The organism is Chelativorans sp., from assembly GCF_031180965.1.
GTDB lineage: Bacteria > Pseudomonadota > Alphaproteobacteria > Rhizobiales > Rhizobiaceae > Chelativorans.
The window spans coordinates 1-21,572 of sequence record NZ_JAPSLH010000030.1; the positions used below are offsets into that span (position 1 = coordinate 1).

Below are 21,572 nucleotides of genomic sequence, written 5' to 3' on the forward strand. Positions count from 1 at the left end.
TCCAGACGATCCGCCCCTTCTCGCAAAGTTGAATGATGGAATAGGAGCGCATTTGGAGCGCCTTCTTGTAGGCGACGTATCCTATGCCGAAATTGGCGCACTGGGCCAGTTCCTCGACAATGTCGAAATTCTCATCAACCGAATAGACGGAAGCAGGCCAATCGTGCCGTGGCGGCCGTAGGGGCATACGCGCTCCTCCCCTCTAGGCCGCGTGGAATGTCATTTTGAGAGGGGAGACGGTGACCGATCCGCCTTTGTGACCGCACCGCCGACAACGGATCGCGTTCCTGAGCCTGTCGTCGCCAATACAGGAATAGTCCGGTCCGAAGGTGGCGATCATCTCCTTCAGGTCCAGCACCTTGTGGTGGCCGCAGAACGCAGATCCACAATGAGCCGTGAGCTGCATCTCGTGGTCGACCAAATCCTGAAGGGTGCGGATGATGTAGCGGCGCATGGGTGTTCCTCGTATCTTTGGGCGCCGCAATGAAAGGGATATATTCCTGCTTTATTCCGGGTGTCAACCGCACCAGCTGACCGCTGGGGGCCGTTAGAGAAACGCGGACATCGGCGTCAGCCGTCGCGCCGGCTGCGTTCCAACTTTCGCTGAAATAGGCCCCTTGTGGCGCAGGCCCGAAGCGGAACTTCCTTTGAAAAGGCTGGGTTTCGGACGGCCTTCTAAGCCGATGGTCGCAGGTTCGAGTCCTGCCGGGGTCGCCACGCCTATTGGTTCACTAAAGGCTGCGGGCCGCCTTTAGGCCTCTTTCGATGTCGGCCTTGAGGTCCTCCACGTCTTCGAGTCCGATTTGAAGCCGGATCACGGGACCCGCATAGGGGCCTTTGGCTATCGTGCGGTCGGCCAGGGAGACCTGGACGGCAAGACTCTCGAATCCGCCCCAGGAAAAACCCAGCCCGAAGATTTGTAGCGCGTCAAGAAAGGCATGAGCCTCGCGTTCACCTCCGGCGTCGAGCACGAAGGAGAAGAGGCCGCTCGCGCCGGAAAAGTCCCGCTTCCAGATCGCATGGCCGGGATGCGATTCCAGCCCTGGATGCAGCACCTGGGCGACGCCCTGCTTTCCCTCCATCCAGCGGGCAATCGCCAGCGCGCTCTCCTGGTGGCGCTCAAGCCGCACACCCATGGTGCGCAGGCCGCGCAGCACCTGGTATACATCGTCCGGGCCGGCGCACACGCCGAGCGTGATGAAGGTCTCGTGCAGCCGCTCCCAGCATGCCGCGTTGGCGGAAACCGTCCCGAGCAGCACGTCCGAATGGCCGGCCGGGTACTTTGTCGCGGCGTGGACGGAAATGTCGACGCCATGCTCGAGCGGACGGAAGAAGAGGGGAGTCGCCCAGGTATTGTCCATCATCATGATCGCCCCGCCTTTATGGGCGGCCGCGGCAATGGCCGGGATATCCTGCATCTCGAACGTGTTGGAGCCGGGCGATTCCGTGAAGACCACTTTCGTATTCGGCTTCATCAGGCGGGCGATGTCTGCGCCGACAGAGGGATCGTAGTACTCGATCTCCACGCCCAGGCGCTTCAGCAGCGTGTCGGCAAAACGCCGCGTGGGATGGTAGACGGTATCAACGATGAGTGCATGGTCCCCGGCGGAGAGGAAGGCGAGAAGCGGGACGCATACCGCGGCTAGCCCCGAGGGTACGATGATCGTGCCGGCCGCGCCTTCAAGTTCGTTCATGGCTTCGGCCAGCGCGTCGGTGGTGGGGGTGCCGAGGGTGCCATAGGTGTATTTCTGCTTGCGCGAGGCCATGGTGGCGGCGTCGGGGAACAGCACGGTCGAGGCATGCACGACCGGCGGGTTCACGAAGCCGTGAAAGGCGCCCGGATCGTTGCCGATATGGGCAAGCCTCGTATTGATGCCGCTCTTGTGTTCGTCCCTGGCCATGGCGCGTGTCCTATTCCGCGAAAGCGTTGTATGGCCCGGCTTAGTGTCTCCGGAACCTGCCCGCAAGCTCCGTCGCCGCCCTTTCACCTTTACGTCAAACCTCTTGACCCACGCCCATTTATGGCATTCGATGGGCCCGTGCTTGGGAGAAGAACGCCTTGCGGCCGCTGTTCTGCGACAGACGGATGTTCGGCTTCTGCAAGTTCAATGGGGATAAGCCCTGTATCTCAGAAAAGGGTCAACAATCATGAAGAATTCCATTCTGGCGCTGCTTGGCTCCGTGGCCGTCGCGAGCGCCGTCGTGCCCGCCACGGCTGCAACGCTTGATGACGTGAAGAACCGTGGCACGCTGCGCTGTGGCGTCAATACCGGCCTGCCGGGCTTTGCCTCCCAGAATGACCAGGGCGAGTGGCAGGGCCTGGACATCGACTACTGCAAGGCCGTCGCCGCGGCCATATTCGACGGTGACGCGAGCAAGGTGCAGTACTCTCCGCTTTCGGCGGTGCAGCGCTTCCCCGCGCTGCAGAACAATGAGGTCGACCTGCTTGCCCGCAACACCACCTGGACGATGGACCGTGACACCGCCCTTGGGCTGAACTTCGTTGGCGTCAACTATTATGACGGGCAGGGCTTCATGGTGCGCAGGGACCTCAACGTCACCTCGGCGCTGCAGCTTTCCGGCGCCACCGTATGCGTGCAAAGCGGCACCACCACCGAGCTCAACCTGACCGACTACTTCCGGGCCAACAATATGGATTTCAATCCAGTCGTCATCGAGTCCCAGGACAGCGTGAACACCGCTTACGAGCAGGGCCGCTGCGACGTGCTGACCACCGACGCGTCGGGCCTCTATGCTAGCCGCCTGGAGATGTCCAATCCCGACGAGCATATCGTGCTGCCCGAGATCATCTCAAAGGAGCCTTTGGGGCCTGTGGTGCGCCAGGGCGACGAGCAATGGTTCGACCTCGTCAAATGGGTGCATTTCGGTCTCATCAACGCCGAGGAATTGGGCGTCACCCAGGAGAATGTGGAGGACATGGCGGCCAACTCTGAAAACCCGGACATCCGCCGGCTGCTCGGCGCGGACGACAATTTCGGGGAAGATATCGGCCTCACCAACCAGTGGATGGTCCACGTGATCAAAGCCGTAGGCAACTATGGTGAGATCTTCGATCGCAATGTCGGCCCCGACACGCCCTTGAAAATCCAGCGCGGCCAGAACGCCCTTTGGACGAAGGGCGGGTTGCAATACGCCCCGCCGGTCCGCTGACCGTCGCCGAAAGCGAAGCCGCGCACCCGCACTCGGGGGCGCGGCACTCCTTCTTAAGGACGCGGCTGGGCCGGCCCTGAGGGGCGGCTCCCATCGCGCATGGCGGATCGATGACGGCGGACACAGAAAGCATTTCCGTGCCGCATGAGCGCATTTCGCTCATGCGCGACCCGCATACACGCGGCCTGGTCATTCAGATCCTGATGATCATCGCGATTCTGGCGTTTGCGTCCTGGCTCGTCAACAACACGGTCCAGAACTTGGCCAGTGCCCGCATTGCCTCCGGCTTCGGCTTCCTCTCGGCGAGGGCGGGCTTCGACATCGGCCAGGCGCCCATCGCCTATACCTCCAACTCCACATATGGCCGCGCGCTTTTCGTCGGTTTCGTCAACACCGTCATCGTGGCCGCCTGCGGCATCGTTCTCGCCACGATCGTCGGCTTCCTGATCGGCATCGGCCGCCTGTCGCGCAACTATCTCCTGCGGGCACTCTCCACGATCTATGTGGAAACCTTCCGCAACATTCCCCCGCTGCTGGTCATCTTGTTCTGGTATTTCGGCGTCCTTTCGGTTCTGCCGTTGCCGCGCAACGCCGTCGAACTGCCGTTCGGCTCCTATCTTTCGAACCGTGGTCTGCAGACGCCGGCGGCGGTCTTTGAGCAGGCAGCGCTGCTGACCCTGGCTGCCTTTGCCTTCGGGATCGCCGCAACGGTCTTCCTGGTACGCCAGAACAGGAAGCGCCAGCTTGAGACAGGCGAGCGGCGCCCGATCCTGTGGCTGAGCGTTGGCCTCATCATCGGCCTTCCGCTCCTCGTATTCGTCGCGACTGGATCGCCGGTCACCTTCGAACTGCCCACGGCAACCCGGTTCAATCTCGTCGGAGGCTGGCAGATCAAGCCGGAATTCCTCTCGCTTTTCCTGGCGCTCTCCTTCTACACGGCCGCCTTCATCGCCGAAATCGTGCGGGCCGGGATCGTGGCCGTTTCCAAAGGCCAGACGGAAGCGGCATCCGCGCTCGGGCTCACGCGCGGGCAATCGCTGAGGCTGGTGATCGTGCCGCAAGCCTTCCGCGTGATCATCCCGCCGCTCACCAGCCAATACCTCAATCTGACGAAGAATTCTTCCCTGGGCTTGGCTGTAGGTTATCCCGATCTGGTGGCGGTGGGCTCGACGGTGCTGAACCAGACCGGCCAGTCCGTCGAGGTGGTGGCGGTCTGGATGGTCGTCTATCTCGGATTGAGCGTCGCGACCGCTGCCTTCATGAACTGGTTCAACGCGCGCATGGCCCTCGTGGAGCGGTAGGAACGGCGATGGAAGAACAAGTCGCATTCTATGTCGCGCGCGGGCAGGAGCCCTCCTTGCCGCCACCCAGGAGCGAGGTGGGTCTGCCTGCGACCCTGCGCAAGAATCTCTTCGCCACGCCTCTGGACAGCGTCATCACCGTCGCGCTCGGGCTCTTTGCCGCTTGGGCGGCGTGGAACCTGATCGAGTGGGGATTGCTGCGGGCGGTTTTCACAGGCGCCGACCGCGAGGCTTGCCTGCTGCCCGGCGGAGGCGAGATCGGTGCCTGCTGGGCCTTCGTCAATGCGAAGCTGGGGCAGTTCATCTACGGGCGCTATCCGCTGGATGAACGCTGGCGTGTCGACCTGGCATTCCTGCTTCTCGTCCTGCTGACAATACCGCTGGCCATTCCGCGGGCGCCATACAAGCGGCTGAACGCGCTGCTGCTCGGCATCGCTTTTCCCGTTGTCGCGCTGGTGCTCCTGACGGGCGGCGAGATCGGCGTCAGTGGCGGTTGGGTAGCCTTCCTTTTCACGCTGGCTGCTTTCGTTTCCGCCGCCTTCGCCGGAGGCAGCAGCGGCGCCAGGCCTGCTTTGCTGAAAGCCGCGATGGGGCTCGCGGCGGTCTCGCTCCTGGTCTTGCTCATCGCCGCAGCGATAAGGAGCGGGCGCTTCGACCTTCTGGGTTTCGAATTCTCCACCCTGTCGCTCCTCGCTTTCCTGCTCGCTCTGGCATCCGTCGCTGCCAGCCTCTTTGCAGGGCGCACGGGGGGCGAAAGCTCGGCCGGCGCGGGGCGCGTGCTCATGCCGCCGCTGGTGACGGCCGTGCTCGTGGCGGCTCTCTCGGTGGATTTCGGCCTCCAGCCGGTCCCTACGAATCTCTGGGGCGGGCTCCTGGTGACGCTCGTCGTCGCCCTTACGGGCATCGCCGCGTCGCTCCCGCTCGGCATTCTTCTGGCGCTTGGGCGCCGCTCCCATCTGCCCGCTGTGCGGCTCTTCTCGATCATCTTCATCGAGTTCTGGCGCGGCGTGCCGCTGATCACCGTGCTCTTCATGTCGGCTTTCATGATCCCGCTCTTCCTGCCGGACGGGGTGTCCTTCAACCAGCTGCTGAGGGCGCTGATCGGCGTGGCGATCTTCTCCGCCGCCTATATGGCGGAGGTGATCCGCGGCGGGCTGCAGGCGATCCCGAAGGGGCAATATGAGGGTGCGCAGGCGCTCGGCCTCAGCTACTGGCAGATGATGCGCCTCGTCATCATGCCGCAGGCGATCAAACTCGTCATTCCGGGCATCGTGAACACTTTCATCGGGCTGTTCAAGGATACGAGCCTCGTCTACATCATCGGCCTTGCCGACCTGCTTGGCACAGTGCGCCGTGGCTTTTCCGACCCGAACTGGATCACGCCCTCGACGGCCGCGACTGGACTCATCTTCGCAGCCTTTGTCTACTGGTTGTTCTGCTTCGGCATGTCGCGCTATTCGATGTTCATGGAGCGCCGGCTCGAAACCGGCCACAAAAGATAACGGGAAAGGTGAACATGGTGTCTCAACACAGTGTCGTCGCCACAGAAATACATATCGACCGCTCGAAGCTGCACATCTCGGATACCGACGTCGCGATCGAAATCATCGGCATGCACAAATGGTACGGGGAATTCCACGTGCTGCGCGACATCAACCTGAAGGTGATGCGCGGCGAGCGCATCGTCGTCTGCGGCCCGTCGGGCTCCGGCAAATCCACTATGATCCGCTGCATCAACAGGTTGGAAGAGCATCAGAAGGGGAGGATCATCGTCGACGGAATCGAGCTGACGAACGATCTGAAGAAGATCGACGAGGTGCGGCGCGAGGTCGGCATGGTCTTTCAGCACTTCAACCTGTTTCCGCACCTCACCATCCTCGAAAATTGCACACTGGCGCCGATCTGGGTTCGCAAGATGCCGCGAAGGCAGGCTGAGGAGGTCGCCATGCAGTATCTGGAGCGCGTACGCATCCCCGAGCAGGCACACAAATACCCGGGACAGCTTTCCGGTGGTCAGCAGCAGCGCGTGGCGATCGCCCGTGCGCTCTGCATGAACCCGCGCATCATGCTCTTCGACGAGCCGACCTCCGCCCTCGACCCGGAGATGATCAAGGAAGTGCTGGAGACCATGGTGGATCTGGCGCAGGAGGGGATGACCATGATCTGCGTCACCCACGAAATGGGCTTCGCCCGCCAGGTCGCGAACCGTGTCATCTTCATGGACCAGGGGCAAATTGTCGAGCAGAACACGCCCGACCAGTTTTTCGACAACCCGCAGCACGAGCGGACAAAGCTGTTCCTGTCGCAGATACTGCATTGACGGCAGGCTAGTTTCTAAGCGTCACCGGCCTCCGCTGCAGCATCATACCCATAGAGCCAGTCAAGGTCGGCAGCGAGCCTCTGTTCGTTTCGAAAAAAACGCAGGGCGAGGTTGCGCACGAGCGCGATTGGGCCGCCCGCATGCCACACAAGACGGTTGAAGTTGCCGCGGCGGGCGACGCGGGCAAGCCGCGGCCGTCGCAGCCGCTCGAATCCGGCAAGCATGGAGGGAACATTGGCCTTGCGCGTCGCAAGCTCGGCGAGCACTGCCGCATCCTCGATTGCCATCGCCGCACCCTGTGCGGCGAAAGGCGCAAGCGCGTGAGCTGCATCGCCGATCAGCACCAGCCCTCCGGGATCGCCCCAGCGGCCGGGAACTTCCACCTCGTGGATGGGCCAGGCTGTCCATGCGCCGGCCTGCACCGCCAGTGCGGAAAGGGCGGGCGCGTCTCGTGCGATGGCGCGCATGTGATCTATATCGGCGCTGCTCGCCCAGCGCCGCCCGACCTCGGCGCCTTTGGTGATCGCCACAAGGTTGATCTCAGTCCCTCCGCGTAGCGGATAGGCAACGAGATGGAACCGGGGCGACAGGAAAGCAGTGACGGAGTCCGGGGGTAAAATATCGTCCACCTCCAGCCCTTCTCGGCGCAGGATCGCGCGATGGGCGATGTAGCCGGTAAAGCGGCTTTCACCCCTTCCAGCAAGACGCCGCAGTCCCGACCAGACGCCGTCGGCGGCGATGAGGAATTCGCAGGCGAGCTTCCGCTCCCCCTGCCGGTCCTGCACCAGGGCGGTCACGCCAGCCGTCCCGAACTCGGCCTTGCCGATTTCCGCGCCGGTGGTGAGTGCAATGGCGGCGCAGTCTTCGACGGCTTGCAGCAGCGCCAGCTGCAGGTCCGCGCGGTGGGAGACGAGATAGGGCGCGCCCCAGCGCGCTTCCGCGGCCTCGCCGAGCGGTATGCGGGCGAGGGGCGCAAGACTGGCAGCATCCTTGAGGTGGATGGCTTCCGGCTGGATGGCATTCCTGCGCAAGCGCTCCAGCACGCCCAGCGACGCCAGAATGCGTGTCGCATTGGGCGAGAGCTGCAGGCCCGCGCCCGCTTCCTCCAGGTGCTCCGCCCGCTCGAAGATCGAGACGGAGAATCCTTTTGCCGCGAACGAGAGGGCGGCTGTTAGCCCCGCAATCCCCGCGCCGGCAATGGCCACATGGCGCCTAGCCATGGCGCGGCCGGATTTGGATCACACGATTTCCTCGTGGTAACGGCAGTCCGCCGGCACGCTTTCTTCCGGCTTCAGCGCCGGATTGTACCGGTAGAGGGTAGAGCAATACGGGCATATGCGCTCGGCATCGTCCCCCATATCGAGGAACACGTGCGGATGATCGAAGGGAGGCTTGGCGCCCACGCACATGAACTCCTTCACGCCGATCTCGATCGACCGGTAGCCGCTCGTATTGTGGAAATGCGGTGTTCCGTGGCCGGCCATGAAAATCTCCGCGACGTACCTGTTGGGGACCTGGAGCGTTTGGAGCATAAATAGGTTCTTTGCAAGTCCGTGATAAAACTGTCGCAAAAGCCTGCCACGAGAGAGGCGGGGCAGGCCGTCCGACGCGGAGCAATAGAGCAATGAACGAGTTGAAGCCGGTCAAGAGCGAATTTCCAAGCCAGCCTGGGGCGGCAGTCCCGATCGCGCTGACGAGCCCCGACCGCTTCGTAAACCGGGAGTTTTCCTGGCTACAGTTCAATCGCCGCGTATTGGAAGAGTCGCAGAACCCGTGTCATCCCCTCCTGGAGCGGGTGCGCTTCCTCTCCATCTCGGCCGACAACCTCGACGAATTCTTCATGGTGCGCGTGGCTGGCCTTGCCGGACAGGTGCGTGCCGGAATCTCGGAAAAGAGCGCCGACGGCCGCACGCCGGAAGAGCAGCTCGAAAACATACTGAGGGAGGTGAGCCGGCTGCAGGTGGAGCAGCACGAACACCTGGTGCGCCTCCTCGATCTGCTGAGGAAGGAGGGCATCGCCATCGTGCGCCCCGAAGCACTATCGCGTGACGACCGCGCCTGGATCGAACGGCATTTCATGGATGAGATCTATCCGGTCCTGACGCCCCTTTCGATCGATCCGGCGCACCCGTTCCCATTCATCCCCAATCTGGGCTTTTCGATTGCGCTGGATCTCCAGAACCTTTCGAACAACCAGACGATGACAGCGCTGCTCCGTCTGCCGCCAACCCTGCAGCGCTTCATCGCGCTCCCTGAACGGCCGAAGCTTGTGCGCTTCATCACCTTGGAAGAGGTGGTTGAGATGTTCATCGGCAAGCTATTCCCCGGGTACAAGGTGAATGGCTGGGGCACCTTCCGCATCATCCGCGACAGCGATATCGAGGTGGAGGAAGAGGCCGAGGACCTCGTGCGCCTGTTCGAGACGGCACTGAAGCGGCGCCGCCGCGGCTGGGTGATCCGCATCGAGTTCGACAGTTCCATGCCCGAGGGGCTGCGCGACTTCGTCGCCTCACAACTCGGAGTGGCCAGTTCGCGCATAAGCGTGCTCGAGCGGCCGCTCGCCATCAACCAGATTTCGGAGATCGTGAAGCTCCCGCGCGACGACCTGAAATTCCTGCCCTACAATGCGCGCTTTCCCGAACGCATCCGCGACCATGGCGGCGACTGCTTCGCAGCCATTCGCGAGAAGGACATCATCGTCCATCACCCATACGAATCGTTCGACGTGGTCGTGCAGTTCCTGCGCCAGGCCGCCCAGGATCCGGATGTGGTCGCGATCAAGCAGACCCTCTACCGCACGTCCAACGACAGCCCCATCGTGCGCGCGCTGATCGATGCGTCCGAGGCGGGCAAATCGGTTACCGCGCTCGTCGAGCTCAAGGCCCGTTTCGACGAGGAGGCGAATATCCGCTGGGCGCGCGACCTGGAGCGGGCTGGGGTGCAGGTGGTCTTCGGCTTCATCGAATTGAAGACCCATGCAAAAATGTCGCTCGTCGTGCGCCGGGAAGAGGGCCGGCTGCGCAGCTATGTGCATCTGGGTACCGGCAACTATCACCCGATCACGGCGCGCATCTACACGGACCTTTCCTATTTCACGGTCGACCCGACGATCGCCCACGATGTGGCCAAGGTCTTCAATTTCATCACCGGCTATGCTGAGCCGGATGTGGACATGAAACTTGCGGTCTCGCCCTTCACCATGCGCACGCGCATCCTCCAGCATATACGCGAGGAGATGGAGCATGCGAAGGCGGGCCGGCCGGGGCAGATCTGGATGAAGATGAATGCGCTTGTCGATCCCGAGGTGATCGACGCGCTTTATGAGGCGGGCAGGGCCGGGGTCGAGATCGACCTCGTCGTGCGCGGCATATGCTGCCTGCGGCCGCAGGTGCCCGGCCTCTCGCAAAATATACGCGTGAAGTCGATCATCGGCCGGTTCCTGGAGCACAGCCGCATCTATTGCTTCGGTAACGGCCATGGCCTGCCCTCGGATGAGGCGATCGTCTATATCGCCTCCGCCGACATGATGCCGCGCAATCTTGACCGCCGGGTCGAGTGCATGGTGCCCATGACCAATCCCACGGTGCATGAGCAGGTGCTGGGTCAGATCATGCTTGGAAACATCATGGACAACCAGCAGAGTTTCGAAGTATTGCCTGATGGCACCTCGCGGCGCATCCAGCCCGAGGATGGCGAAGAGACCTTCAACGCCCAGGAATATTTCATGACCAATCCAAGTCTCTCGGGCCGAGGTGAAGCATTGAAATCCCATGCGCCGAAGCGCATCGCTGCCTTCAAGCGGCGTAAGAAGGCTGTCGCTGTCGGCTGACCCCGTGAGCATCTCCTCTTCCCAGGGCCGGTTGCAGGACCGGCAGCCGGTCTCGGTTATCGATATCGGCTCCAACTCCGTTCGCCTCGTCATCTATGAAGGCGTCGCGCGCGCTCCCACGGTCCTCTTCAATGAAAAGATGCTGGCAGGTCTCGGCCGGGGCATAGTCACTACCGGCGAGTTGGACCCTGACGGCGTGAGCCGCGCGATCGAGGAATTCCGCCGCTTCCGCGCCCTGTCCGAACAGGCGGGCGCCCAGTCGCTCCATGTCGTCGCCACCGCTGCCGCCCGCGAGGCGAAGAACGGGCCGGACTTCATTCGCCGGGCGGAGGAAATCCTTGGCACGCAGATCAAGGTTCTGTCCGGCCGCGAGGAAGCCTATTATTCCGCGCTCGGCGTGATTGCCGCCTTCCACCGGCCGGACGGCCTTGTTGGCGACCTTGGCGGGGGCAGCCTGGAGCTGGTCGATGTCAGAGGCGGATCGATCGGCGAGGGGATCACCTTGCCGCTCGGCGGACTGAGGCTGCGCGATATGGCGAACGATTCGCTCACCGCCGCGGCGGATATCGCGCGCCGGGAGATCGCGCGCGCTCCATGGCTTGCGCAGGGGGAGGGCCGCCCGTTCTACTGCATCGGCGGCACCTGGCGGAATCTGGCAAGGCTGCATATGTGCGCCACCCATTATCCGCTCGAGGTGATGCATCACTACGAGATGGATCCGGTTGCTGCGGCGCCCTTCGTTCGCCGCGTCGCCCGCAGCGAGATCGAACGGATCAGGGGAGTGGAGGGGGTTTCGAAGAGCCGGCGGGCGCTGCTGCCCTACGGTGCGGTCGTCCTGCTCGAGATCATCAGCGCCGCCAAACCATCGAAGGTCATTTTTTCCGCCAATGGTGTGCGCGAAGGCTATCTCTTCTCGCTCCTGCCGGAGGACGAGCGCGGCACGGACCCGCTGATTTCGGCCGCCGAGGAGCTTGCGCTCCTGCGGTCCCGGTCGGTAAGGCACGCCTACGAGCTCGCCGAATGGTGCGGAGAAGCACTGGCAGTGCTCGGCATCACAGAGACCGAGGACGAGGCGCGCTATCGCCGGGCAGCATGCCTGCTCGCCGATATCGGCTGGCGTGCCCATCCGGAATACAGGGGCACGCAATCGCTCAACATCATCGCCCACGGATCCTTCATCGGCATTGACCATCCGGGCCGCGCCTTCATCGCGCTGACGAGCCTCTTCCGCCACGAGGGTCTGTTCGATGACGCGCTCTCGCCCGAGATGCGCAAGCTTGCCACCCCTCATTATGCCGAGCGGGCGCGGCTGCTCGGCGGGTTGATGCGGGTCGTCTATCTTCTTTCGGCGTCCATGCCCGGCATCATCCCGCGCCTGAAATGGGAGAGCCGGTCCGACGGCTCGCTGGCGCTCCTGGTCCCGCCTGACCGCGCTGCCCTCGTCGGCGAGCGTCCGCAGGGCCGTATGGCCCAGCTGGCAAGGCTTACGGGCAGGAACCTCGTGCTGGACGTGGCGAAGGACTGACTACTCGGCCGCGCTTTCCATCTGGCGCATGGGAGCGAAGGTCTCGATTCGCCGGTTGGCGAAGCGCAGCGCGATCTCACCGCGCAGAAGCTTGAGCGCCTTTTCCCCGAACACCTCCCGCCGCCAGCCGCAAAGCGCGGGAACATCGGCGGCCTCTGCTTCGGAGGCGATCTTTTCGATATCCTCCGCGGAGGCGAGCATCTTGGGCGCGACGCCCTCTTCTTCCGCCACCAGCTTCAGCAGCACCTTGATGAGCTCGGCCGCCGCCGCGGCTCCTTCCGGCGCCTGCTGATGTTTGGGCAGCTTCGGCAGGGCGTCCTTGGGAAGGGAGCAGGCCTCATTCACCGCCTTCAAAAGGCCCGCCGCCGAGGCGGAGCGCTCCCAGCCCTTGGGGATGCTGCGAAGACGGCTGAGGGCGGTCACGTCGCGCGGCTGCTGCTGGGCAACTTCGTAGAGGGCGTCGTCCTTCATCACGCGGCCGCGGGGTACGTTGCGTTCGCGCGCCTCGCGTTCCCGCCAGGCTGCGATATGCTGCAGGACGGCGAGCTCGATCGGCTTGCGCGCCCGCATCTTGAGGCGCCGCCATGCGTCGTCCGGATCCGGGTCGTAGGTTTCGCGTGCCGTGAGCACGGCCATTTCTTCCTTCAGCCACTCCTCGCGCCCCTCGCGGGCGAGTTCTGCCTTCAGGTGCTCGTAGACCGGGATGAGATGGGTGACGTCGGCAAGGGCGTAGCTGAGCTGCTTTTCTGAAAGCGGCCGCTGCCGCCAGTCGGTGAAGCGCGAGGTCTTGTCGATGTGCTCCCCGACAACCCGCTGGACCAGCTGATCATAGGACACGCTGTCGCCGAAGCCGCAGACCATCGCCGCCACCTGCGTGTCGAAGATGGGATGCGGGATCAGCCCGCCGCGATTGTATATGATTTCGATGTCCTGCCGCGCAGCGTGGAACACCTTCGTGACCCTCTCATTCGCCATCAGACGGAAAAAGGGTGCGAGGTCCATTCCCTCCGCGAGCGGATCCACGAGTGCGGTCACGCCTGGCCCTGCCATCTGGATCAGGCAGAGTTCCGGCCAAAAGGTGGTCTCGCGGATGAATTCGGTGTCGATGGTGACGAAATCGGATTGTTCGAGCGCGGCGATCGCCTTTTCCAGCTCATGACGCGATGTGATCAGGTCCATCCACTTTCTTTAGGCGCTGGCGCGCAAAATGTGAAGGCCGTCCGCAAAAGCCCCGCCTTTCCCGGTCGGCCGCATCCCTCCCTGACGCGAAAAGGCTCGCGCCTTGACAAATGCGGCCTCGCATGCGCTTTTCGCGCCGTTTTCAGGGGCAACCGAGCCCGCTCCTCACCTTTCAGGACACGCAATAGGATGATGCACCGCTACCGCAGCCATACCTGCGCCGAGTTGAGGCCTTCCGACGTCGGCAAGACCGTCCGCCTGTCCGGATGGGTTCACCGCGTGCGCGACCACGGTGGCCTGCTCTTCATCGATCTGCGCGATCACTACGGCATCACGCAGATCGTCGCCGATCCGGATTCGCCCTCCTTCGGCATGGCCGAGAAGGTGCGCGGCGAGTGGGTGATCCGTGTTGATGGCGAGGTCAAGGCGAGAACCCCGGAGACTGTCAATCCGAACCTACCCACCGGCGGGATCGAGCTCTTCGCGCGCGAGATCGAGGTTCTTTCCCAGGCCAAGGAACTGCCGCTGCCCGTCTTCGGCGAACCCGATTATCCCGAGGACATCCGGCTGAAATACCGCTTTCTCGACCTGCGCCGCGAAACGCTGCACAAGAATATCGTCATGCGCACGAAGATCATCGCCGAGATGCGCAAGCGCATGTCGGAGGCGGGCTTCACCGAATTTTCCACGCCAATCCTGACCGCCTCCTCGCCTGAGGGCGCGCGCGACTTTCTCGTGCCCTCGCGGCTGCATGCAGGCAAGTTTTATGCGCTGCCGCAGGCACCGCAGATTTATAAGCAGCTCATCATGGTCTCCGGCTTCGACCGCTATTTCCAGATCGCGCCTTGCTTCCGCGACGAGGACCCGCGCGCCGACCGCCTGCCCGGCGAATTCTACCAGCTCGACCTGGAGATGAGCTTTGTCGAGCAGGAGGACGTGTTCTCCACTATGGAGCCGGTCATGCGTGCCGTGTTCGAGGCCTTCGCGCAGGGCAAGCCGGTCACGCAGAAATTTCCGCGCATCCCCTATGACGAGGCGATGCGCAAGTACGGCTCCGACAAGCCGGACCTGCGCAACCCGATCGTCATGGAAGACGTCTCGCAGCATTTCCGCGATTCCGGCTTCAAGGTTTTCGCCAACATCCTGGCGAATGATCCGAAGGCCGAGGTATGGGCCATACCGGCCAAGACCGGCGGCTCCCGTGCCTTCTGCGACCGCATGAATTCCTGGGCACAGAGTGAGGGCCAGCCCGGCCTCGGCTACATCTTCTGGCGCAAGGAGGGCGAGGGGCTCGAAGGCGCAGGCCCGCTGGCCAAGAACATCGGCCCGGAGCGGACGGAGGCAATCCGCACGCAGATCGGCCTCGACGATGGCGACGCCTGCTTCTTCGTGGCTGGTGACCCGAAGAAATTCGTCTCCTTCGCGGGAGCCGCGCGCACGCGCGCCGGCGAAGAACTGAACCTCGTCGACCGCGACCGTTTCGAGCTCGCCTGGATCGTCGATTTCCCCTTTTACGAGTGGAACGAGGACGAGAAGCGCATCGATTTCGGCCACAATCCCTTTTCCATGCCGCAAGGCGGGCTTGGGGCGCTGGAAAACCAGGAGCCGCTGTCGATCAAAGCGTTTCAGTACGACCTCGTCTGCAACGGCTATGAGCTCGCGTCGGGCGGCATCCGCAACCACCTGCCCGAGGTGATGGTGAAGGCGTTCGAGATCGTCGGCTTTGACCGGCAGACGGTAGAGGAGCGCTTTGGTGGGCTCTACCGCGCCTTCCAATATGGCGCGCCTCCCCATGGCGGCATGGCGGCGGGCATCGACCGCATCGTGATGCTGCTCTGCGGCGCAAGGAATCTTCGCGAAATCACCATGTTCCCCATGAACCAGCAGGCACAGGACCTCCTGATGGGCGCGCCTTCGGAGGCGACGTCCCAGCAACTGCGCGAGCTTCACCTGCGGCTAGCCCCGGTGAAGGAATAACCACGATGGCGGCCGGTCGGCAAAGAGCCCGACTGCCCCGCCCACGCGTGCTCGTCACCGGCTTCGGACCTTTCCCCGGCGCGCCGGAGAACCCGACGGAGGCGTTGATCGGCGCGCTCGCCGCCTCGCCCGGTTTTTCGCGGGACGCTGACATGCGGTTCGAGGTGCTGCCGGTCGAATATCAGGCCGTGCCGGGACATCTGGCCGGGCTGAGCGGTTTTGCGCCCGACATTGCCATCCACTTCGGCCTCAGTACCCGGGCCGGGGGTTTCACCCTGGAGCGGGTGGCCCGCAACGAAATACGCGGCGAGAAGCCGGACAACAAAGGCGAACTGCGCTCAGGGGGACAGATTTGCGGAGGGGCGGGCGACCAGCCTTCGACGCTGCCTCTTCCGGCCATTTACGAAGCACTCTCCGCCAAGGGGCTGCCGGTCCGCTACTCCGATGATGCCGGCGGGTATTTGTGCAATTACCTCTTCTATCTCTCGCGATCGGGAACCTGCCCGGGGGCTTTGCGCCGGATATGTCCGGCTTCGTCCACGTGCCGCCACTTGATGTCATGAAGTTCGAGGACCTGCTCTCCGGCGCGACCGCCATTGTCCGGCGCTGCATCGGCGTATGGAGCGAGCGGGAGATGGCCGGCGGCTGAGGTCGACCAACTCCACGCAGGACCATCCCCTGCGGTGGCTTCAGGATACCCGCCGCTACCGCCGCCAGCTGTGCTACTGGTTCGCCGTCACTGCCAGTCCAAGCTGCTTGACCAGCGCCTCCGGCGAGGTCATGGCGGCCGCGGCCAGCATGGCGAAGGGCAGCGGATTTGCCGGCTTCACGCTGACCTCGATGTTCTGCGGGTTCTCGAGGAAGGTGCCCACCGCCTGGCTGATGCTGGCGGCGAGCTCGGCGCCGACGAACGGCGAGAGTTGCTGCGGGATAGCCGCTTTCGCCAGGGAGATCAGGTCGGCGGGCGTGCTGCCCTGCTTCTCGGCCACTTGCTCCAGCACCTTGCCCGTAAGAGAATCGTCCGCGAAGCGGATGGTGACGCCGTGCAGAGTCAGCTGCTGCATTAGGCCGAGCATGGCCATCCCCTGCATGGACTGGTTCTCGCTGCCCTCGGGCTGCTGTTCCATGGCTTTCATTGTTTCGTCCAGGGATTTGATGAAGGCAGGGGTGTAGCCGGCAAGGTCCATCGTCATGTTGAGCGTCCCCGCATCGTCGACGGCCATCTCATACCGCGAGACTGTGAGACGCCCATCGGAAGGCTGCCAACTCGCCTCCATCACTGCCTTTCCGCCGAGCTCGCTATATCCCATCTCGTCCAGCGTATTTGCGCCTTCCGCATCTTCCACGAGCGAGGCAAGATTGAGAGAAAAGGATTCGATGGCGCCGTCCATCGCCATGGTGTTGTCGTCCCCGACCGCCACATCGGCATAAAGATTGGTCGCGGAGGCCAGCGGCCCGTCCTTGCCCTCCACATTGACGCGGGCAAGCTCCATCCGGTCATAGCGCATCGCCCCGCCGAAGGGATCGGAGGCCGGATCGTCCGGCAGCACCAGGCCTTCGATCGAGAGATCCGTCATGGAGACGGTGATGTCGTTCTGTGAATGCTCGAACGCGTCCATTTCGAGCGTGCCGACCCGAAAACTGCCGTCCTGCGCCTCGGTCACATCCTGCAGCACGATCTGCCCAAGATCGAAGCTTTGCTCGCCGCCCGTCGGCTTCACCGTCACGCCTTCAAGCGTCACATCGCCGCCGGCGAGGTTGGCTGCACTATAGCTGAGTTCGATCTGCTGCAGCGCCATCAGGGCCTTGAACCGGTCGGCCACCTCCTGCGCTTCGAGCGCGAAGGCTTGGTAAGGGCTCGCCGCCGCAAGAAGGCCGGCCAGAAGAACGGGTCGAAGGCGGAAAGTGTCGGGTATCATGGGAGCGGTTCCAGTGTTGATCGCCGGAGCTTATCGCACAAATGAAGGCGGATTTCGCGGGCTTTTTGAGGCCACTCATGAAGCGCGCTGGCAAATTCAGCGCCGCGCTGTTTCTGCGATGCCGGATCAGGTCGGTGGCGGCTCAGGGCTTTGCGCTTTTCCAAGATCTCGTTCTCTTCACGCGCCAATTCCTGCCGTGGTTGAAGGCAGTGAGTCAGTAAAGTCTGCGGATGAGCCCTGCTCTTTTTCCACAGCACAGGGCCGTTGACTTGGCGAAGAGCCGCCCGGGAGATTCGACCTCTTGCCGCGAATCGCCCCGTCCGTTAACCGGAAGCCATGGGAAAAGAGCTGCTTCCGCCCGGCAACGGCGACGACAGGGCCGCTCCGGTAGACCTCAAGAAGGCGCTGGAGGAGCGCTATCTCGCCTATGCGCTGTCCACCATCATGCACCGGGCACTTCCCGACGTGCGCGATGGGCTGAAGCCTGTGCATCGGCGCATCATGCATACGATGCGGCTTCTGCGTCTCAATCCGGACCAGGGCTTTGCCAAATGCGCCCGCATCGTCGGCGACGTCATGGGTAAGTTCCATCCCCATGGCGACCAGTCGATCTACGACGCGTTGGTGCGCCTGGCCCAGCCCTTTGCCATGCGCTACCCGCTGGTGGACGGGCAGGGGAACTTCGGCAATATCGACGGCGATAACGCCGCCGCCATGCGCTACACGGAAGCGCGCATGACGGAAGTCGCGGTCGAGTTGCTCTCCGGCATCACCGAGGACGCCGTCGATTTCCGCCCCACTTACAATGAGGAGGACGAGGAGCCGGTGGTGCTCCCCGGTGCCTTCCCCAACCTGCTTTGCAACGGCTCCTCCGGCATTGCCGTGGGCATGGCGACGTCGGTTCCGCCGCACAACGCGGCCGAAGTCTGCGATGCGGCGCTGGCGCTCATCGATGATCCCGACATGCCCGTCTCCCGGCTCGTTGAATTCGTGCAGGGGCCCGACTTCCCGACCGGCGGCATTATCGTCGAGCACCGCGCCTCGATCCGCGAGGCCTATGAGACCGGCCGTGGCGGCTTCCGGCTGCGCGCCCGCTGGGCGAAGGAGGACCAGGGTCGCGGCACCTGGAACATCGTGGTCACCGAAATTCCCTATGGCGTGCAGAAGTCCAGACTAATTGAGAAGATCGCCGAGCTGATCATCGCCAGGAAGCTGCCGCTGCTCGACGACGTGCGCGACGAGAGCGCGGAGGACATCCGCATCGTCCTTGTGCCGAAGAGCCGCTCTGTCGAGCCCGATCTCCTGATGGAGTCTCTCTTCCGGCTGACGGACCTCGAGACGCGCTTCCCGCTCAATATGAATGTGCTGTCGCGCGGCAAGGTGCCGGCCGTTCTGTCGCTGAAGGATGTCTTGCGCGAGTGGCTGGACCACCGCCGCGAAGTGCTGATCCGCCGCTCGCGCCACAGGCTGGCAGAGATCGAGAAGCGGCTCGAAATCCTTGCCGGCTATCTGATCGCTTATCTCAACATCGACGAGGTGATCCGGATCATCCGCGAGGAGGACGAGCCGAAGCCGACCATGATGCAGCGCTTCAACCTGACCGACAATCAGGCCGAAGCCATCCTCAACATGCGGCTGAGGGCCCTGCGCAAGCTGGAAGAATTCGAGATCCGCACCGAGTTCGACAAGCTCTCGGAGGAGAAAACGCAGATCGAGAGCTTGCTAACCTCCGAGGCGCGCCAGTGGAAGACGGTGCGCTGGGAGGTGGCAAAGGTGCGCCAGACCTTCGATCCGGAGAAGAACCCGGGCCTCGGCCGCCGCCGCACCACCTTTGCTGAAGCCCCGGCGCATGATCTGGGCGATGTCCAGCAGGCGATGATCGAGCGCGAGCCGATCACGGTCATTCTTTCGGAGAAGGGCTGGCTGCGCGCCATGAAGGGGCACCTGACGGACCTTTCAGGCATCGCCTTCAAGGACGGAGACAGCCTCAAACTCTCCTTCCACGCCCAGACGACGGACAAGATCCTGCTCTTCACCACGGGCGGCAAGTTCTACACCATTGGCGCCGACCGGCTGCCGGGCGGCCGCGGCCATGGCGAGCCCGTGCGCATCATGATCGACATGGAGAATGACCAGGCGGTGGTCACCGCTTTCACACATGATCCCGAGCGCCGGCTGCTGGTCGCCTCCTATGCGGGCAATGGTTTCGTCGTGCCGGAGAAGGAGGTCGTGGCCAATACGCGCAAGGGCAAGCAGGTCATGAACGTCAAGTCGCCGGACGAAGCGCGGCTCTGCGTCCCGGTCGCGGGCGACCACGTCGCGATCGTCGGCGAGAACAGGAAGCTGCTTGTCTTCCCGCTGGCGCAGATTCCGGAAATGGCACGCGGCAAGGGCGTGCGGCTGCAGCGCTACAAGGACGGCGGCATCGGCGACCTGAAGACCTTTTCCATGGCCGAAGGCCTCACCTGGCGGGACTCGGCCGACCGCGCCTTCACGCGCAGCCGCGAGGAACTCGCCGAGTGGATGGGTGACCGCGCATCCGCGGGCCGAATGGCGCCCAAGGGCTTCCCGAGGACCGGCAAGTTCGGCTGAGGCCGGCGCTAAGGGAGCGCTCGCTCCGACCGCGCCCGAACCCGGTTAGCATCCGCGCTGTTTCCAAGAGGAAGCCCCGCCGGCGAGGGCGGGGCTTTGGGCGGATCTGCTAGAATCGATCAGCACTGGCCGGCTTGCTTCTGCTCCGGAGAACACTCTGCGGCCGGCGCTTGGCCGGCTTCGGGAGCCTCCTCGGCGCCTTCAGGTGCCTCTTCGGTTTGCTCCGCGCCTTCTTCGGCTGGGGCTTGTTCGCCCTGATCGGCAGGAGCGGTTCCCTCTGCCGGTTGTTCCTCCGGCGCCTGACCTTCGGCGGCAGGGGCTTGGTCCGCGGCGGGGGCTTGTTCTTCCGCGGGTTGCTCTTCGGCCGGGGCGTCCTCGTCGGCCTGCCCTTCCGCCGGCTGTTCACCGGCAGGGGCCTGATCGGCCGGCTGGTCCGCGGCCGGCGCCTGTTCCTCGGTAGCCCCCTGCTCGGCGGAGGTCTCTTCGCCGGTAGCTCCATCCGCAGGCTGGTCTTCGGCGGGAGCCTCCTCCGTGCCTCCGGCGGGCGCCTGATCGGCCCCTTCAGCAGGAGCTTGTTCGGTCCCTTCGGCCGGTGGCTGCTCCGTTCCCTCTGCTGGGTTCTGTCCGGTTGCGTCAGCTGGTGCTGTCGTGCCCCCGGCCGGCGCTTCGCCGGCTGTGCCTTCGGCTTCGACCTCCTGGCCTACTGTGGGCGACTCAACCTGCGCCGGTTCCACAGCCTCCGCGGGAGTGGCATCCTCCTCGGCCATGATCTCGCCGGTGAATGCAACGACGCCGTCGCTCTCCGCCGCCTCGGCCGGATCTTGCACCTCCTGCACCTCGACGACCTCGATTTCCTGCTGGACGTGCTGCTCGATGAAATCAATGTCGATGACGTTGTTCACCACCACATTGTTCTGCACCACCACTGGGCCCACAATTTCGGTGCGCTCGTAGATGACCGGAATCTCCTCTCGCTCGACGATCACAACTGTAAGGTCGGGCGCGACGAACTCGTTAACCGGCACGAACACCCAATAGCCGCGCGGCGGCTCGACGGTCGTGATCTCGACACCGACGGCGGCCCCGTCTCCCTCCGGCGGCAGCGGAGCCCAGCCGACATAGTCCTCGCCGCGCCGCCACGACACCCAGGCCGGAGCCCAGCGCGTTCCGGGCACCCAGAACCAGCCAATCTCGGCATCGTAGGCCCAGCGGCCGTAGTGATAGACGGCCCAGGCAAAAGGCTCTTCCGACGTGAAGTACCAGCCATATTGCTCCGTATAGACCCAGTGCCCGTTCGTGTAGGGCACCCAGCCCGCATCCACGTCGGTCGGCACCCATACATAGCGGTAGCGCGGATGGCTGACCCATGATCCATATTCGCCCAGGCGGTCGTAAAACACGCTGATGCTGACTTCGGCGCTCTGTGCTTGGGCCTGGTGGACGCCGACCAAGGGGATTTGCGGAGCTATTACTGGAGAAGAAAGAAGCGCGGCTGCGGCCACGCTGGCGAGAAGTCTCTTCACGGCAGTATTCCTTCTATATTTCAGAGCCTGGGCAAACGAAAATAGAACGGTTTTGTTCCTGATGTCGTAGAAGTTGTATGGTTTTGGAGAAAGTAGACGATAAAGGGCAACTATTGACGGCTTGAATTTGCCGTGGGAAAACGTGAATACTAGAGGATAACGTTCAGGATAAGTGGCAAAGGGCACGCGTGGCCTCGGCAGCCGCTTTTTGGAAATTCTAGAGCCCTCCTTGTCGG

General features: G+C 63.5%; 17 protein-coding genes and 1 tRNA gene. 10 read left to right on the forward strand and 8 right to left on the reverse strand.

All coding sequences use genetic code 11. From position 1 onward, the window contains the following. Both RIN79_RS18020 and RIN79_RS18025 read right to left on the reverse strand, forming a co-directional pair. Positions 1 to 187: hypothetical protein (locus RIN79_RS18020; RefSeq protein ID WP_309086071.1), on the reverse strand; the 187-nt coding region annotated here is incomplete at its 3' end. Positions 188 to 202: 15 nt separating this feature from the next. After that, positions 203 to 454: a hypothetical protein gene (locus RIN79_RS18025; RefSeq protein WP_309086072.1), complete on the reverse strand. Its 252-nt coding sequence runs from the start codon at positions 452 to 454 to the stop codon at positions 203 to 205. Positions 455 to 611: 157 nt separating this feature from the next. Between RIN79_RS18025 and RIN79_RS18030 the strand changes: the two genes are divergently transcribed. After that, positions 612 to 717 (forward strand) — tRNA-OTHER (locus tag RIN79_RS18030). A 14-nt stretch (positions 718 to 731) separates the two neighbouring features. Here RIN79_RS18030 and RIN79_RS18035 read toward each other — a convergent pair. Beyond that, positions 732 to 1,901 (reverse strand): cystathionine beta-lyase, encoded by a 1,170-nt coding sequence (locus RIN79_RS18035; protein WP_309086073.1) that lies wholly within the window; start codon positions 1,899 to 1,901, stop codon positions 732 to 734. A 244-nt stretch (positions 1,902 to 2,145) separates the two neighbouring features. Here RIN79_RS18035 and RIN79_RS18040 point away from each other — a divergent pair, with 244 nt between their 5' ends. From RIN79_RS18040 to RIN79_RS18055, 4 genes are all read left to right on the forward strand, one after another. Further along, on the forward strand, positions 2,146 to 3,171 hold the full coding sequence (locus RIN79_RS18040; RefSeq protein ID WP_375165970.1) for an amino acid ABC transporter substrate-binding protein: 1,026 nt from the start codon (positions 2,146 to 2,148) through the stop codon (positions 3,169 to 3,171). 110 nt (positions 3,172 to 3,281) lie between these two features. Continuing rightward, entirely contained in the window at positions 3,282 to 4,472 is a 1,191-nt protein-coding gene (locus tag RIN79_RS18045; protein ID WP_309086075.1) for an amino acid ABC transporter permease, read from the forward strand. An 8-nt stretch (positions 4,473 to 4,480) separates the two neighbouring features. After that, complete coding sequence (locus tag RIN79_RS18050; RefSeq protein WP_309086076.1) at positions 4,481 to 5,974, forward strand: amino acid ABC transporter permease; 1,494 nt, start codon at positions 4,481 to 4,483, stop codon at positions 5,972 to 5,974. 14 nt (positions 5,975 to 5,988) lie between these two features. Further along, positions 5,989 to 6,792 carry an amino acid ABC transporter ATP-binding protein gene (locus RIN79_RS18055; protein ID WP_375165967.1) on the forward strand — a complete coding sequence of 268 codons (804 nt, stop codon included), beginning with the start codon at positions 5,989 to 5,991 and terminating at the stop codon, positions 6,790 to 6,792. A gap of 14 nt (positions 6,793 to 6,806) precedes the next feature. Here RIN79_RS18055 and RIN79_RS18060 read toward each other — a convergent pair whose 3' ends face one another. Both RIN79_RS18060 and RIN79_RS18065 read right to left on the reverse strand, forming a co-directional pair. Next, on the reverse strand, positions 6,807 to 8,012 hold the full coding sequence (locus RIN79_RS18060; RefSeq protein ID WP_309086078.1) for an FAD-dependent monooxygenase: 1,206 nt from the start codon (positions 8,010 to 8,012) through the stop codon (positions 6,807 to 6,809). Between the two features lie 18 nt (positions 8,013 to 8,030). Continuing rightward, a complete protein-coding gene (locus tag RIN79_RS18065) occupies positions 8,031 to 8,276 on the reverse strand; it encodes a zinc-finger domain-containing protein (protein WP_309086079.1) in 246 nt (81 codons plus the stop codon). A 140-nt stretch (positions 8,277 to 8,416) separates the two neighbouring features. Between RIN79_RS18065 and RIN79_RS18070 the strand changes: the two genes are divergently transcribed. Beyond that, positions 8,417 to 10,621, forward strand: coding sequence for an RNA degradosome polyphosphate kinase (locus RIN79_RS18070; RefSeq protein WP_309086080.1), 2,205 nt, complete (start codon positions 8,417 to 8,419; stop codon positions 10,619 to 10,621). Positions 10,622 to 10,625: 4 nt separating this feature from the next. Further along, complete coding sequence (ppx, locus tag RIN79_RS18075; RefSeq protein ID WP_309086081.1) at positions 10,626 to 12,146, forward strand: exopolyphosphatase; 1,521 nt, start codon at positions 10,626 to 10,628, stop codon at positions 12,144 to 12,146. Here the strand turns inward: ppx and rnd are convergent, their stop codons facing one another. Then, a complete protein-coding gene (gene rnd / locus RIN79_RS18080) occupies positions 12,147 to 13,325 on the reverse strand; it encodes a ribonuclease D (protein ID WP_309086082.1) in 1,179 nt (392 codons plus the stop codon). 192 nt (positions 13,326 to 13,517) lie between these two features. On the opposite strand from rnd, the gene aspS reads away from it, so the two are divergent. Further along, positions 13,518 to 15,302: an aspartate--tRNA ligase gene (gene aspS / locus RIN79_RS18085; RefSeq protein WP_309086113.1), complete on the forward strand. Its 1,785-nt coding sequence runs from the start codon at positions 13,518 to 13,520 to the stop codon at positions 15,300 to 15,302. 47 nt (positions 15,303 to 15,349) lie between these two features. Next, entirely contained in the window at positions 15,350 to 15,865 is a 516-nt protein-coding gene (locus RIN79_RS18090) for a hypothetical protein (protein ID WP_309086084.1), read from the forward strand. 159 nt (positions 15,866 to 16,024) lie between these two features. Here RIN79_RS18090 and RIN79_RS18095 read toward each other — a convergent pair whose 3' ends face one another. Continuing rightward, on the reverse strand, positions 16,025 to 17,221 hold the full coding sequence (locus RIN79_RS18095; protein ID WP_309086085.1) for a hypothetical protein: 1,197 nt from the start codon (positions 17,219 to 17,221) through the stop codon (positions 16,025 to 16,027). Between the two features lie 336 nt (positions 17,222 to 17,557). Here RIN79_RS18095 and parC point away from each other — a divergent pair, with 336 nt between their 5' ends. Further along, positions 17,558 to 19,813 carry a DNA topoisomerase IV subunit A gene (gene parC / locus RIN79_RS18100; RefSeq protein ID WP_309086086.1) on the forward strand — a complete coding sequence of 752 codons (2,256 nt, stop codon included), beginning with the start codon at positions 17,558 to 17,560 and terminating at the stop codon, positions 19,811 to 19,813. A gap of 119 nt (positions 19,814 to 19,932) precedes the next feature. On the opposite strand, the gene RIN79_RS18105 is transcribed toward parC, so the two are convergent. Continuing rightward, complete coding sequence (locus RIN79_RS18105) at positions 19,933 to 21,522, reverse strand: DUF6600 domain-containing protein (protein ID WP_309086087.1); 1,590 nt, start codon at positions 21,520 to 21,522, stop codon at positions 19,933 to 19,935. Positions 21,523 to 21,572: the final 50 nt, after the last annotated feature.